This is a genomic window from Streptomyces sp. R28 (assembly GCF_041052385.1).
In the GTDB taxonomy this organism is placed as follows: Bacteria; Actinomycetota; Actinomycetes; order Streptomycetales; family Streptomycetaceae; genus Streptomyces.
In genome coordinates this window covers 7,868,725-7,884,995 of record NZ_CP163439.1, presented here as the reverse complement: position 1 = coordinate 7,884,995, position 16,271 = coordinate 7,868,725, and the positions used below count along the sequence as shown (strand labels likewise).

Sequence of the window (16,271 nt, the reverse complement as noted above, 5' to 3'; positions counted from 1 at the left end):
TCAGGAGCTGGTGCGGTCAGGAGCTGGTGCGGTCAGGAGCCGGACTCGCCCAGCGCGAGGGCGATCAGCGCGTCGCTGTCCAACTCATCGATCGCGTCGAGGGAGTCGGCGGTGCCGGGGGTGTCGGGGGTGCTGGTCGTGCCGGAGGCGCTGGAATGCCCGGAGGCCCCTGCTTCGCCGGCCGAGGCGAGCGCGATCAGTTCGTCCAGGAGGCCTGCTTCCCGCAACGTGGCCAGCGGCAGCGACGCCAGCACCGCCCTGATCCGCTGCTCTTCGTCCCGCTCCCCCGCCTCTCGGCCACGGGCTTCCCACAACCCGGCCAGGTGGACGCCCACCGCCTCCGCCGTCGGGTGGTCGAACACCAGGGTCGGCGGGACCCGGGTGCCCAGCGCCCGGCCCAGCCGGGTGGCCACCTCGACGGCCGTCAGCGAGCTGAACCCGAGGTCCCTGAAGGCCTGATCGGCCGGTATGTCCTCGGGCCCGGCATGGCCCAGCACGACGGCCACCTGGCGGCGGACCAGGTCGAGCAGCAGTTCCTGCCGCTCGACCGGGCCGACCGCGGTGAGCCGTGCCAAGAACCCCTGCTCGTCGCCCTTCCCGTCCTGGTGTCGCTCCTCCGACAGTCCCGTGCCGGGCAGGTCCGCGATCAGCGGGCTGGGCCGGAACGCGGTGAAGGACCGGGCGAACCGGGACAGGTCCAGATCCGCCACGACCACACAGGTGTCGTCGCGGCCCATGGCCACGCCGAGGGCTTCCAGGGCCCGTTCGGGAGCCATAGCGCGCAGACCGCGTTCCCTGAGGAACTCCTCGCCCTCTCCCTCGCCCATGCCTCCCTCACCCCACAGGCCCCAGGCGATCGCGGTGGCCGGCAGACCGTCGGCACGCCGCCGCTCGGCCAGGGCGTCGAGCGCCGCGTTCGCCGCGCCGTACGCGCTCTGTCCGCCACTGCCCCAGACGCCGGCGCCCGACGTGTACAGCACGAAGGCGTCGAGGTCCCGGTCGCGGGTGAGCTGATCAAGGTGGTGCGCTCCGGCCACCTTTCCGCCGTACACGTCAGCCATGCCGTCGACCCGCAGGGACTGGAACTCGCCCGAGTGCGGAACGCCCGCGGTGTGGAAGACCGCGGTGGGCGGATGTTCCCGCAGCAGAGCGGACAACTCCTCACGCTCGGCCACATCACACGCCGCCACCGTGACCCGCGCACCCAGAGCACCCAGCTCCGCCACCAACTCCGCGGCACCGGGCGCCTGCTGACCCCGACGGCTGGTGAGCACCACATGCTCGGCCCCGCTCGCCGCCAACCACCGCGCCACATGCCCACCGAGCGCACCCGTACCCCCGGTCACCAGCACCGTCCCCCGCGGGGTGTACGCCCGGCCGTCATCGGCCGCTCCGCCGGCGGGCGCCAGCCTGCGCCCGTAGACACCGGAGGCGCGTACGGCCACCTGGTCCTCGGACGCCGCTCCGGACAGCACCCATGCCAGCCGACGCAGACACGCGGTGTCCGGCGCGTCGGGAAGGTCGACCAAGCCTCCCCACAGGCTGGGCAGTTCCAGCGCGATGCCACGACCGATCCCCCATACCTGCGCGCCGGCCGTGGACGGCCTTTCCCGGGCCGAAACGGCTACTGCCTGACGCGTGAGGGCCCACAACCGCGCTTCGGTACCCGCGTCGGACGCTGCCTGCGCCAGGAGCGCCGTGCCGACGGTGGCACGGTTGAGTGCGGGATGGTCCGGGTGCGGTCGCTCGTCCATCCCGAGCAAGGAGACAATGCCGTCCCACGGACCGGAAAGCCGCGCGGCAAGACCCTCACGCCCCAGCACCACGGGGTCGGCCACCAACCGGTCGGCGGTGGCGCCGTGGTGGGTGAGTACGTCGGCGATGTCATCCACCGGACCTGAAGGCATGCCCTCCGGCACGACCAGCAGCCAGCGCCCCGACAGCCGGGGCACGTCCCCCGCCGACAGCCCCTTCCACACCACCCGATAACGCCACGCCTCTATGCCCGCGGGCTGGACATGAGGGGTCCGATCCAGGCTTCGGGGGCTGGGTTCGAGCCAGTAGTGGTGGCGTTGGAAGGGGTAGGTGGGCAGGTCGATGCGGCGGGTGGTGAGGTGGTGGGTGGTGTAGGCGGCCTTCCAGTCGACGGTCACGCCTGACACGAAGGCTTCCGCCATCGACGTCCACAACCGGCGCAGGCCGCCCTCGTCCCGCCGCAGCGTGCCTACCGCGATGATGTCGTCACGGCCCGCCTCATCAGCGAGCTCCTGGATCCCGATCGTCAACACCGGATGCGCACTGGCCTCGACGAACACCCCGAAGCCATCCGCCAGGAGAAGCTCGACGGTCTCGGCGAACCGCACCCGCTTGCGCAGATTGCGATACCAATACCCGCCATCAGTGGAAACCTGCTGACCCGGCTCGACCGTCGAATACAGAGGGATGACCGGTTCGCGAGCAACCACCGGTGCCAACAGCCCGGCCAGCTCCGCCTCGATCGCCTCGACCTGCTCGGAATGCGAGGCGTAATCGACCGGGATACGACGCGCCCGCACCCCCTGCTCTTCACAAGCGGCAACGAACTCGGCCACCGCCTCTGCCTCGCCCGAGACGACCGTGATCGCCGGACCATTCACCGCCGCAATGCCCAACCGGCCCGACCAACCCGCCAGGCGCTCCTCAACCGTCTCGGCCGGGAGCGCGATGGAAGCCATACCGCCCGCGCCGGCCAGCACCCGCCCGATCACCTGCGAACGCAACGCCACCACACGCGCCCCGTCCTCCAAGCTCAACGCACCCGCCACCACCGCCGCGGCGATCTCACCCTGCGAATGCCCGACGACCGCATCCGCCACCACACCCGCACGCGACCACACCTCAGCCAGCGACACCATCACCGCCCAGGTGACCGGCTGCACCACATCCACCCGCTCCAACCCCACACCCGAACGCACCACTTCAAGCAGATCCCAGTCCACGAACGGGCCCAGCGCCTGCGCACACTCCCCCAACCGCGCCGCGAACACCGGCGAAGAATCCAGCAGTTCAGCACCCATCCCGGCCCACTGCGTGCCCTGACCGGGAAACACCAACACCGTCCGGCCCACCCGACGGGCCACCCCGGAAATGACCGGAGACGCAAGCCCCTCCAGCAGAACCTGCCGGTCGGAGGCCACGACCACGGCACGATGGTCGAACACCGACCGATGCGCCGCCGACCACCCCACCTCACCCACACCAAGCTCACCGTCCTGTTCCACCAAGGCAGCCAAGCGCCCAAGTGCGGCCTCCAGAGCCGCCGCCGAGACACCGGAAACAACCACCGGCACAGCACACGACCCCGGCCCCGCCTCAACCACAGCCTCGACCTCGGCTTCGGCCTCATCCGGCGCCTGCTCCAGCACCACATGCGCGTTGGTCCCGCTCACCCCGAACGCCGACACCCCCGCCCGCCGCGCACGACCCACCACCGGCCACTGACGCGCCCGGTCCAACACCTCCACCCCACCCGAAGACCAGTCCACATGCGACGACGGCACACCCACATGCAACGACCTCGGCAACACCCCATGCCGCATCGCCATCACCATCTTGATGACACCCGCCACACCCGCAGCCGCCTGCGCATGCCCGATATTCGACTTCAACGACCCCACAAACAACGGCTGCTCACGATCACGGCCATACGTGGCCAGCAACGCCTGCGCCTCGATCGGATCCCCCAGACGGGTCCCCGTCCCATGCGCCTCGACCACATCCACATCAGCCGGACCAAGCCCCGCATCCGCCAACGCCCGCCGAATGACCCGCTCCTGCGACGGACCATGCGGCGCCGTCAGGCCATTGGACGCACCGTCCTGATTTACGGCGGAACCCCGCACCACCCCCAACACCCGATGCCCACGCCGCCGCGCATCCGACAACCGCTCCACCAACAACATCCCCGCACCCTCGGCGGGGCCGAAGCCGTCCGCCGCGTCCGAGAACGCCTTGCACCGGCCGTCCGGGGAGACGCCTCGCTGCCGTGAGAACTGCACGAAGACCGCGGGGGTCGCCATCACGGTGACTCCGCCGGCCAGCGCCAAGTCGCACTCGCCCTGCCGCAACGCCTGCACCGCCAGATGCAACGCCACCAACGACGACGAACACGCCGTATCCACCGACACCGCAGGACCCTCAAGCCCCAGCACATACGAAATCCGGCCCGAGCTGAAGCTCATGACTCCGCCGGTCAGCAGGTCGCCTTCCAGTTCGGCCGAGGAGACGTCAACGTCCCTGGTGTAGCCGCCGTCCCAGGCGCCGACGTACACGCCGGTGCGGCTGCCGCGCAGGGTGCGGGGGTCGATGCCTGCCCCCTCCAACGCCTCCCACGACGTCTCCAACAGCAGTCGCTGCTGCGGATCCATCGCGACCGCCTCACGCGGTGAAATACCGAAGAAGCCGGCGTCGAACTCCCCCGCCCCGTGCAGGAAACCACCCTCGCGGCAGTAGGTCCTGCCCACCGCGTCCGGATCGGGGTCGTACAGACCCGCGACATCCCACCCCCGGTCCACCGGGAACCCGGACACCGCATCCGCCCCCGACTCCACCAGATCCCACAGGCCCTCCGCAGAACCCACCCCACCCGGAAAACGGCACGCCATCCCCACGATCGCAATCGGCTCGTGGGCCCGCTCCTCCGCCTTCTTCAGTCGCTTGGTGGCGCGGTGGAGTTCGATGGTGGTCCGCTTCAGATAGGCGCGGAGCTCCTGCTCGTCAGCCATGGTTTCGTCACCCCGTGGTTCGGATGGTCGGTGTGGGTGGTGGGGGGCGCGGTTCAGAACCGCTCGTCGATGAATGCGAAGAGCTCTTCGTCGTCGGCGGCGTCGAGCGCTCCGCTCACCTCGTCGTCGGCCTCGGGGACGGCCGCGCCGCCCGTCGCACCGCTGAGCCGGTCCCACAGGCCGGACAGGGCGGCGAGCCGGTCCGTGATCTCGTGCCGTGCCGTGCCGTCGGGCAGGGCGGTGTCGGGTCCGCCCTGTTCGGTGAGATGGATGAAGAGCTTTTCCAGGCGGTCCAGTTCGGTCGTGAGAGAGACGTCGCCGCCCTGGGGTCGGGTGTCCGGGGTGAGACGGGCGTGCAGATGCCCGGCGAGTGCGGCGGGGCTGGGGTGGTCGAACACCAGGGTGGCGTTGAGCCGTAGCCCCGTCGCGGCGGTGAGGCGGTTGCGCAGTTCCACCGCGGTCAGGGAGTCGAAGCCCAGCTCGCGGAAGTTGCGGTCGACGACGACGTCGTCCTTCTCCTCGTAGCCGAGCACCGCGGCCGCATGGGTGCGTACGGCGGCCAGTACCGTCTCCAGCTGTTCGGCGGCCGGCAGGTCGGCGATCCGGTCAACGAGTGTCGTGCTCGCCGTGACCGTGTCCGGTTGCGCCGACGGTGCGACCGGGTGCGGGCCGCGCCGGTCCCGTACCAGACCGCTGAGGAAGGACGGCACGTTGCCCTGGGCCTGCAGCGCGGGCTGGTTGATGCGGATCGGGACCTGGAGTGCCTCGTCCCAGCGCTGTGCCTCGTCGAAGAGGGCCACGCCCTCGGCGTCGGTCAGAGGCAGGATGCCGCCACGGGCGAGCCGGCGGCGCATGTCGTCCTGGTCCAGGTGTTCCGCCATACGACTGTTGCGGGCCCACAGGCCCCAGGCGAGGGAGAGGCCGGGCAGTCCCTCGTCGCGCCGGTACTGGGCGAAGGCGTCGACGAAGGCGTTGGCAGCGGCGTAGCTGCCCTGTCCCGGGCTGCCGAGCAGCGCGGAGGAGGACGAGTAGAGGACGAAGGCGGTCAGGTCCAGGTCCCGGGTCAGTTCGTGGAGGTTCAGGACCGCGTCGACCTTGGGCCGGAGCACGGCGTCCATCCGCTCGGGGGTGAGTGAGGGCAGGGTTCCGTCGTCGAGGACGCCGGCGGTGTGCACGACGGCACGCAGCGGGTGTGCGGCCGGGATCGCGCCGATCAGGGCGGCGAGCTGGTCGCGGTCAGCGGCGTCACAGGCCCGTACGGTCACCTCGGCGCCGAGTTCGGCGAGTTCGCGTGCGAGGTCGGCGACGCCTTCGGCCTCCTCGCCTCGGCGCCCGGCGATGAGGAGGTGACGTACGCCGTGTGCGCCGGCCAGGTGGCGGGCGACCGCGCTGCCGAGGGTTCCCGCCCCGCCGGTGACGAGCACGGTGCCGTGGGCGTCGAAGGCGGGCGGCATGGTGAGCACGAGCTTGCCGGTGTGCTTGCCCTGGCTGAGCGTGCGGAAGGCCCGCCGGGCCTGTCGTACGTCGTGGACGGTGAGCGGCAGCGGTCGCAGGACTCCGGCCTCGAACAGGTCCAGCAGTTCGGTCAGCATCTCGCCGACGACCTCCGGACCCGCCTCGACGAGGTCGAACGGCCGGTAGGTGGTGCCGGGGTGGCTGTCGGCGACGGAACGGGGATCGCGGACGTCGGCCTTGCCGAGTTCCAGGAAGTGACCGCCCCGGGGCAACAGGCGCAGTGAGGCGTCCACGAAGTCCCCGGCGAGGGAGTTGAGGACGATGTCGACCCCTTCGCCCTCGGTCGCCTCCAGGAACTGGTCGGCGAAGTCCAGGGTGCGGGAGTTCGCGAGGTGGCGGTCGGACAGGCCGAGCGCGCGCAGGGTGTCCCACTTCGGTTCGCTGGCCGTCGCGTACACCGTCAGGCCGAGGTGCCGGGCGAGCTGCTGGGCCGCCATGCCGACGCCTCCGGCCGCCGCGTGGATCAGCAGGGACTGGCCGGGCTTGGCCCGGGCGAGCCGGTTGAGGGCGTAGTGCGCGGTGAGGAAGACGGCCGGGACGGAGGCGGCCTGGGCGTAGGACCAGCCGTCCGGGATGTGGGCGACCATGCGGTGGTCGGCGACGGCGTACGGGCCGAAGCCGCCGGTCCACATGCCCAGCACCCGGTCTCCGGGCGCGAAGCCGGTGACATCGGGGGCGACCTCGGTCACCACACCGGCGCCTTCGGCGCCCATGACGCCGTGGCCGGGGTACATGCCGAGCGCGATGAGCGTGTCGCGGAAGTTGAGCCCGGCGGCCCGTACGCCGACGCGTATCTGGCCGGGCAGCAGCGGCGCCAGGGTGTCGGGCGCCGGTTCGAGGCGCAGTCCCTCCAGGGTGCCGTCGCCGCCGGTGCCGAGCCGCCAGCCGGCGCGGTCCGGGGCGGCAGCGGTGGCATCGGGGGCGTCGGAGGCGACGGGCAGCTCCAGGGTGTCCTGGGTGGCCGCGTCCATGGCGGTGAGGCGGGGGGTGTGGACGTTCTCGCCGCGGACCGCGAGTTGCGGCTCTCCAGAAGTGAGTGCGCAGGCGAGGGCGTCGCCGCTGACGGTGGCGTCGTCCGGGCCGAGGTCGAGCAGCACCATCCGGTCGGGCTCCTCGGACTGGGCGGAACGCACCAGACCCCAGGCGGCGGCGGCCGCGGTGTCCCGCACCGTCTCGCCGGGAGTGACGGCGAGGGCGCCGCGGGTGACGAGGACCAGCTTGGACGGCAGCCGTTCGGCGCCCTTCAGCCAGTTCTGGACCGTTTCCAGGGTCTTGTGCAGGGTGGCACGCACGGCACGCGGGTCCGGGGCGTCGGTGTGCTGGGGGAGCGGAACAGCCACGACGTCCGGGGTGGCGCCGCCCGTGGCGTGGTCCTCGAACAGCGACGCCAGGTCGGGGTGGGCGTCGCAGGCGACGCCCGCGCCGATGAGCGCGCCGGCCAGTCCGCTGTGATCGTCACCGACGACGGCCCAGCGTCGGCCGAGCGCGGAGCCGGCCGCGGAGCCGGCCGTGGGCCGCCGCTCCCACCGGACGCGGTACAGGCTTCCGCCGCCCGTGCCGCCACGCCTTCCGGAGCCACGCCCGCCGGCCCGCCCGGTGAGCTGTTCGGCAGGGACCGGGCGTACGACGAGTTCGTCGATCGTCAGTACGGGCTCGCCCTCACCGTCGGTGCAGACCAGGCGTACGGCCTCCGTGCCGGCGGGTGAGACGGCGACGCGCAGCCGGTCCGCGCCGGTGGCATACAGGCGTACGCCGCGCAGTGCGAACGGCATACGGGCCTGGTCGTCGTCCGGGAAGAACGTGCCCAGGCTCATGGCCTGGAGGGCGGCGTCCAGCAGGGCCGGGTGGATGTCGTGGGCGCGCGCCTCGCCGGCGGCCGGTCCGGGCAGTGCGACCTCCGCGTACACGGTGTCGCCGGCGCGCCAGCCGGTCCTGAATCCCCTGAAGGCGGTGCCGTAGTCGTAGCCGCGCTCGGCGAAGGCTTCGTAGAAGGCGGCGGGGTCCGGGATGCCGACTGCCTGCGCCCCGGCCGGCGGCCATGGCGCCCCGGCCGTCGGCAGGGTGTCCGGTCCGTCGGCTCCCGCAGTGTCGGCGACGGCCGGGGTGACCGTGGCCTGGGCGTGCAGGATCCAGGGTGACCGCGGCGGGACGCCGGCCTCCTGGGAGTGCACGGTGACCGTACGGCGGCCTTCCTCGTCGGCGGGGCCGACCAGGAGGCGCAGTTCCACCGGGTCGGTGTCGGGGAGCACGAGCGGTGTCTGGAGGGCGAGTTCGTCGATCTGTCCGCAGCCGGACTGGGCACCGGCCCACAGGACGAGGTCGACGAAGCCGGTGGCGGGCAGCAGTACCGTGCCCAGCAGGGCGTGTTCGGCCAGCCAGGGCCGGGTGTCCGCGTCGAGCCGGGCCGTGTAGACGTAGCCCGCGGAGTCGGGCAGTTCGACACCCGCGCCGAGCAGGGCGTGGCCGGCGTCGGCCAGTCCGACCGAGGCAGCGTCACCGCGCCGGGCAGGCGGGTGGTACCAGTAGGGCTGCCGCTGGAAGGGATACGTGGGCAGGTCGACTCGCCGGGCCCGCGGGCCGTACAGAGCCCTGGCGTCGATGTCGACGCCCTGGCCGCACGCGGCGGCGAGCGCGAGGGCGAAGCCGTGTGTTCCGCCCTTGTCCCTGCGCAGGGTGTGCAGGATGACGGCCGGGACACCGGTGTCGGCGACGGTCTGCTCCAGGGACACGGCGAGCATGGGGTGCGGGTTGGACTCCAGGAACGCGTGGTGGCCGTCGGCGAGCAGCGCACGAGTGGCCTGCTCGAACTCGACCGGCTCCCGCATGTTGCGGTACCAGTAGCCGGCGTTCAGCTCGGCGGTGTCGAGCAGGCCGCCGGTGACGGTGGAGTAGAACGGGATGGCGCAGGACCGGGGTGCGACCGGGGCCAGTTCCCGCAGGAGCCGCTCCCGCAGTACGTCCACCTGTGCGGAGTGCCCGGCCGTGTCCACGCCGGGGATCGCCCGGGCGTGGACGCCGTCGTCGGCCAGCTCCGCCAGCAGGTCGCGCAGCGCGTCCGGGTCACCCGCCACCGCCGCGGTCCCCGGGCTGTTGACGGCCGCGACCGACAGCCGGTCGCCGAAGCGCGCCAGCCGGGCGCGTACCTGTTCGGCGGGCAGCGACACGGCGATCATGCCGCCCTTGCCGGCCAGGGTCAGCCACGCCTGGCTGCGCAGCGCCACGATCCTGGCGGCGTCCTCGATGCTGAGCCCGCCCGCGACGCAGGCGGCGGCGATCTCACCCTGGGAGTGACCGATGACCGCCGACGGCCGTACCCCCGCGGCGCGCCAGCAGGCGGCCAGCGACACCATCATGGTGAAGAGCACGGGCTGGACGACGTCGACCCGGCTGAGCGACGGCGCCCCCGGTACCTGCCGGAGCACGTCCAGGACCGACCAGTCGAGGAACTCGGCCAGGGCCGCGTCGCACGCTTCGGCGGACTCACGGAAGGCCGCCGACTCCTCCAGCAGCCCTTGGGCCATGGCAGGCCACTGGGAACCCTGGCCGGGGAAGACGAACACCGTGCCGTCCCCGGGAGCGGCGTGGAAACGGGCGACGCGGGGATGCTCCCGGCCTTGGGCCAGGGCGTGCAGGGCGGCCAGCAGTTCCTCGCGGTCCTCCCCGCCGACCACGGCCCGCTGCTCGAAACGGGCCCGGGCGGTGAGCAGGGTGAGTCCGGCGTCCGCCGGGTGTATGCCGGGATCGTCGAGGAGGGCGGCGCGCAGTCGGTCCGCGTGCGCGCGCAGTCCCTCTTCGGTACGGGCGGAGAGCACCAGGGGGGCGATGGCGTCCGGTTCGGGGTGGGGTCGCGGCGCGTGGGAGCGGGGCTCGTGGGAGCGGAGCGCGTGGGACTGCGGCTCGTGCGGCTGGTGCGGCTCGGAAGACACCGGTTCGGGCGCCGAGGACGGGCGGGGGGCCTCCTCGATGAGTACGTGCGCGTTGGTGCCGCTGATACCGAAGGCGGACACCCCGGCGCGGCGCGGTGCGTCGCCCTGCGGCCACTGCACCGGCTCGGTGAGGAGGGCGACCGTGCCGGACGACCAGTCGACGCGCGGGCTCGGCTCGTCGACGTGCAGGGTTCGTGGCAGGACACCGTTGCGCAGGGCGAGGACCGTCTTCATCACCCCGGCGACCCCCGCCGCGGCCTGTGCGTGCCCGATGTTGGACTTCACCGAGCCCAGCCACAGCGGCGTGTCGGGCGTCCGGGCCGTGCCGTACGTCGCCTGCAGTGCCTGGGCCTCGATGGGGTCACCGAGCGGTGTGCCGGTGCCGTGCGCCTCCACCACGTCGACATCCTCGGCGCGCAGGCCGGCGTCGGCGAGCGCCGCGCGGATGACCCGCTGCTGGGAGGGACCGTTGGGCGCGGTCAGGCCGTTGCTGGCGCCGTCCTGGTTGACGGCCGACCCCCGGACCACGGCCAGTACGGGATGACCGAGCCGTTCGGCGTCCGACAGCCGCTCCAGGAGCAGTACGCCGGCGCCCTCGCCGAGCACCACGCCGTCGGCCGCGCCGGCGAAGGCCCTCGACCGGCTGCCGGGCGACAGAACGCGCTGCCGCGAGAACTCCACCAGCATGTCGGGGGTGGACATGACCGTCGCACCGCCGGCCAACGCCATCGAGCACTCCCCGCGGCGCAGGGCCTGCACGGCGAGGTGGAGCGCGACCAACGACGCCGAGCACGCCGTGTCCACGGTCATGGCCGGGCCTTCGAGGCCGAAGACGTACGAGAGGCGACCGGACATCACGCTCGCCGAGTTGCCGGTGCCGAGGTAGCCGTCGAAGCTCTCCTCGCCGTTCTGGAGCAGGCCCAGGTAGTGCTGGCCGTTGGTGCCGACGAACACACCGGCACGGCTGCCGCGCAGCGCGGCCGGGTCGATCCCGGCCCGCTCGAACGCCTCCCACGAGGTTTCCAGCATCAACCGCTGCTGCGGGTCCATCGCCAGCGCCTCACGCGGCGAGATCCCGAAGAACGCGGGGTCGAAGTCCGGCGCCCCGTGCAGGAACCCGCCCTCCCGGGCGTAGGTGCGGCCGCCCGCGTCCGGGTCCGCGTCGTACAGCTCCGCCAGGTTCCAGCCCCGGTCGTCCGGGAACCCGCTGATCGCGTCTCCCCCGTCCGCGAGCAGCTTCCATAGCTCCTCGGGACTGGACACACCACCCGGGAAGCGGCACGCCATCGACACGATGGCGACGGGTTCGCGGTCGCGGGCGGACGAAGCGACGGATGCTGAGGAGCCGTAGGACACGACGGAACCGGCGGTGTCCGGGCTTTGTACGGAGGTGCCGTGGTCGGCGCCTTCGCCCTCCACGTGCGGCAGGGCCTGCTCCCGCAGATGGCGGGCGAGCGCGGTCGGGTCGGGATGGTCGAAGACGAGGGACGCGGAGAGAGTGAGACCGGTGGCCTCCCTCAGCCGGTTGCGCAGTTCGACGGCGGTCACGGAGTTGAAGCCGAGTGCCTTGAACGGCTGCCCGGCATCGATCGCCTCGGGCGAGGACTGGCCCAGTACGGTCGCGGCGTGGCCGCGCACCAACCGCAGCAGGACCCTCAGTTGCTCCTCGGCGGACCTGCCCGCCAGCAACCGCGCGATCTCGGTGCCTCCGGCGCCGTCGGCAGGGGAAGCGCCCGGCCCCGTTGCCACCTCGGTGCCGACGCCCGCCGCGGCTGCCCGCAAGCGGCGCGAGTCGGACAGCTCGGCGAAGAGCTTCGACGGCCGTACGGCCTCACGGGAGGCGGCGAACCGCTCCCAGTCGACCTCGGCGACGGCCACGGTGCTCACGCCCCGGCCCACGGCGCGGGACAGCTCCTTGACCGCACGCTCGGGGTCGAGCGGGGCGAGCCCTGCCCGCCGCATCCCGGCGACAACCGTGGACTCCTCCGACCCCGTCCCCGTCTCCGTGCCCTTCTCCGTCTCCGTCTCCGGCCCGTGCCACGGCGTCCAGGCGACAGACGTGAAGGGCAGACCACGGACACGGCGCTGCTCGGCGAGCGCATCGAGATGGGCCGTACCCGCCGCGTAGCCGCACTGCCCCGTCCCGCCCCACACACCGGCAACGGACGAGAAGATGACGAACGCGTCGAGCTCGTCGCTGTCCGGGTCGGCGGCCACGACGGCGGCCAGGCGGGTCACCAGGTCCGTCTTGGCGCGCACCGCTCGGGCGAAGGCCGCCGGAGAGGTCTCGGACACGGTGCTCAGCGGAGCCGCCGGCGGTACGGCCAGCACGGCGGTCGGCGCCTGATCGCTGATCAGCGTACGCAGCGCGGCGTCGTCCTCCACGTCGCAGGGCACCACGCTGAGGCGCCCGTCCCGCTCGGCGTCCTTGGCAGGCGCGGGGAGGGCAGCGAGGGAAGCAGGGGGACCGGCGAGGACGACTCGCTCGGCACCGTCGTCGAGGAGGCGTCGGCTCAGCGGCTCCGCCACGGCCGCGATCTCCCCGACCACCAGGACCGTGCCGCGGGGCCGCCAGTCGGCCCCGGGCGTACCGGCCGTGGCACGCACCAGCCTGCGGCCGTACGCTCCGGCGCTGCGGATCGCCAGCTCGTCCTCCCCTCCGCCGGAAGCGGCCAGCACGCCGACGGCCCGCCGGAACGACCGCGAGTCGGGCCCGGAACCCGGACGCTCCTCCGGGGCGGCGCGGAAGTCGATCAGGCCACCCCAGAGGTGGGGGAACTCCAGGGCCGCCACGCGGCCGAGGCCCCAGATCTCGGCCTGTTCGCCGGACGGCTCTTCCCGGGGCAGTACGCTCACCGCATTCCGCGTGACCGTCCAGAGCCGGGCACCGGCGACCGAGTCACCCACCGCCTGAACCAGCGTCAACGACGCGGCCACGCCGAGCGCTGGAGCGGGATGGCCCGGGTGCACTCCTTCGGCCAGCGGAAGGAGGGAGACGATGCCCCGGAGCGGGCCCCCGTCGCGCGCGTCGGCCACCTCGGCGAGCAGGGCACTCATACGGGAGCGGTCGCAGGCAGGATCCACGGCGAGCGTCACGACCTCGGCGCCACGGTCGGCCAGAGCGCGAGCCATGCCGTCCGCGACGTGCGCCGCGAACGAAGACTCGGCGGACGTCTCGCCCTTGAGCAGCAGCCAACGTCCCGACAGCCGCGCCCCGCTCTCGTCCTCGTGCAGCGCCTTCCAGGACACGCGGTAGGCGAGATTGTCGGTGCTGTCGCGCGGGCTGGGGTCGAGCCAGTAGTGCTGGCGTTGGAAGGGGTAGGTGGGCAGGTCGATGCGGCGGGTGGTGAGGTGGTGGGTGGTGTAGGCGGCCTTCCAGTCGACGGGCACGCCTGACACGAATGCTTCCGCCATCGACGTCCACAACCGGCGCAGGCCGCCCTCGTCCCGCCGCAGCGTGCCTACCGCGATGATGTCGTCGCGGCCCGCCTCATCGGCGAGCTCCTGGATCCCGATCGTCAACACCGGATGCGCACTGGCCTCGACGAACACCCCGAAGCCATCCGCGAGAAGGAGCTCGACGGTCTCGGCGAACCGCACCCGCTTGCGCAGATTGCGATACCAATACCCGCCATCAGTGGAGACCGGCTGGCCCGGCTCGACCGTCGAATACAGGGGGACGACCGGCTCGCGAGCGACAACCGGTGCCAGCATCTCGGCCAGCTCCGCCTCGATCGCCTCGACCTGCTCGGAATGCGAGGCGTAATCGACGGGGATACGACGTGCCCGCACTCCCTGCTCTTCGCACGCGGCGACGAACTCGGCCACCGCCTCTGCCTCGCCCGAGACGACCGTGATGGCGGGACCATTCACCGCCGCGATGCCAAGACGGCCCTGCCAGCCTTCCAGTCGCTCCTCTACCGTCTCGGCCGGGAGCGCGATGGAAGCCATACCGCCCGCGCCGGCCAGCACCCGCCCGATCACCTGTGAACGCAACGCCACCACCCGCGCCCCGTCCTCCAAGCTCAACGCACCCGCCACGACGGCCGCGGCGATCTCACCCTGCGAATGCCCGACGACCGCATCCGCCACCACACCCGCACGCGACCACACCTCAGCCAGCGACACCATCACCGCCCAGGTGACGGGCTGCACCACCTCCACCCGCTCCAACCCCACACCAGAACGCACCACGTCGAGCAGATCCCAGTCCACGAACGGGCCCAGCGCCTGCGCACACTCCCCCAACCGGGCTGCGAACACCGGCGAAGAATCCAGCAGTTCAGCACCCATCCCGGCCCACTGCGTGCCCTGACCGGGAAACACCAACACCGTCCGGCCCACCCGACGGGCCACCCCGGAAATGACCGGAGACGCAAGCCCCTCCAGCAGATCGTCCCGGGTCGAGGCGACGACCACGGCACGATGCTCGAACACCGACCGATGCGCCGCCGACCACCCCACCTCACCCACACCAAGCTCACCATCGGCCTCAACAGCCGAAGCCAGGCGCCCAAGTGCGGCCTCCAGAGCTGGCGCCGAGGCACCGGAAACAACCACCGGCACAGCACACGACCCCGGCCCCGCCTCAACCACAGCCTCGACCTCGGCTTCGGCCTCGGCCTGATCCGGTGCCTGCTCCAGCACCACATGCGCGTTCGTCCCGCTCACCCCGAACGCCGACACCCCCGCCCGCCGCGCACGACCCACCACCGGCCACTGACGCGCCCGGTCCAACACCTCCACCCCACCCGAAGACCAGTCCACATGCGACGACGGCACACCCACATGCAACGACCTCGGCAACACCCCATGCCGCATCGCCATCACCATCTTGATGACACCCGCCACACCCGCAGCCGCCTGCGCATGCCCGATATTCGACTTCAACGACCCCACATACAGGGGCTGTTCACGATCACGGCCATACGTGGCCAGCAACGCCTGCGCCTCGATCGGATCCCCCAGACGGGTCCCCGTCCCATGCGCCTCGACCACATCCACATCAGCCGGACCAAGCCCCGCATTCGCCAACGCGTGCCGAATGACCCGCTCCTGCGACGGACCATGCGGCGCCGTCAGGCCATTGGACGCACCGTCCTGATTGACGGCGGAACCCCGCACCACCCCCAACACCCGATGCCCACGCCGCCGCGCATCCGACAACCGCTCCACCAACAACATCCCCGCACCCTCGGCCCAAGCGGTCCCATCAGCCGCATCCGAGAACGCCTTGCACCGGCCATCAGCCGCCAACCCCCGCTGCCGCGAGAACTCGACGAAGACCGAGGGAGTCGCCATGACGGTCACTCCGCCGGCCAGCGCCAAGTCGCACTCGCCCTGCCGCAACGCCTGCACCGCCAGATGCAATGCCACCAACGACGACGAACACGCCGTATCCACCGATACCGCAGGACCCTCAAGCCCCAACACATACGAAATCCGGCCGGACGCAACGCTTCCGGAGGTCCCCGTGCCGAAGTACCCGCCCATGTCGTCGCTGAGGGCAGCGGGCGCGTGACCGCTGCCGTAGTCGTGGTACATCACGCCCGCATAGACGCCGGTGCGGCTGCCGCGCAGGGTGTGGGGGTCGATGCCCGCCCCCTCCAACGCCTCCCACGACGTCTCCAACAACAACCGCTGCTGCGGATCCATCGCCACCGCCTCACGCGGCGAAATACCGAAGAAGCCCGCGTCGAACTCCCCCGCCCCATGCAGGAAACCCCCCTCCCGCACATACGACTTCCCCACCGCATCCGGATCCGGGTCATACAGACCCGCAACATCCCACCCCCGGTCCACCGGGAATCCGGACACCGCATCCGCCCCCGACTCCACCAGATCCCACAAACCCTCCGCAGAACCCACCCCACCCGGAAAACGGCACCCCATCCCCACGATCGCAATCGGCTCGTGGGCCCGCTCCTCCGCCTCGCGCAGCTTCTCCTGGGTTTCGTGGAGCTCCGCCATGGCGCGGCGCAGGTAGTCGCGCAGCTTCGTCTCGGTGGAGGTGGATCCGGTCGCGGAATCGGAGTCGTTCGTGGACACAGCTCTCCTGAGAAGGGGT

The 16,271-nt window shown here is 72.0% G+C and carries 2 protein-coding genes; both read right to left on the bottom strand.

The genetic code is table 11. The features are described 5' to 3' along the window. Positions 1-32: 32 nt before the first annotated feature. On the bottom strand, positions 33-4,763 hold the full coding sequence (locus AB5J49_RS35240) for an SDR family NAD(P)-dependent oxidoreductase (protein ID WP_369172897.1): 4,731 nt from the start codon (positions 4,761-4,763) through the stop codon (positions 33-35). A gap of 53 nt (positions 4,764-4,816) precedes the next feature. Further along, entirely contained in the window at positions 4,817-16,252 is an 11,436-nt protein-coding gene (locus AB5J49_RS35235) for an SDR family NAD(P)-dependent oxidoreductase (protein WP_369172896.1), read from the bottom strand. Positions 16,253-16,271 lie beyond the last annotated feature (19 nt).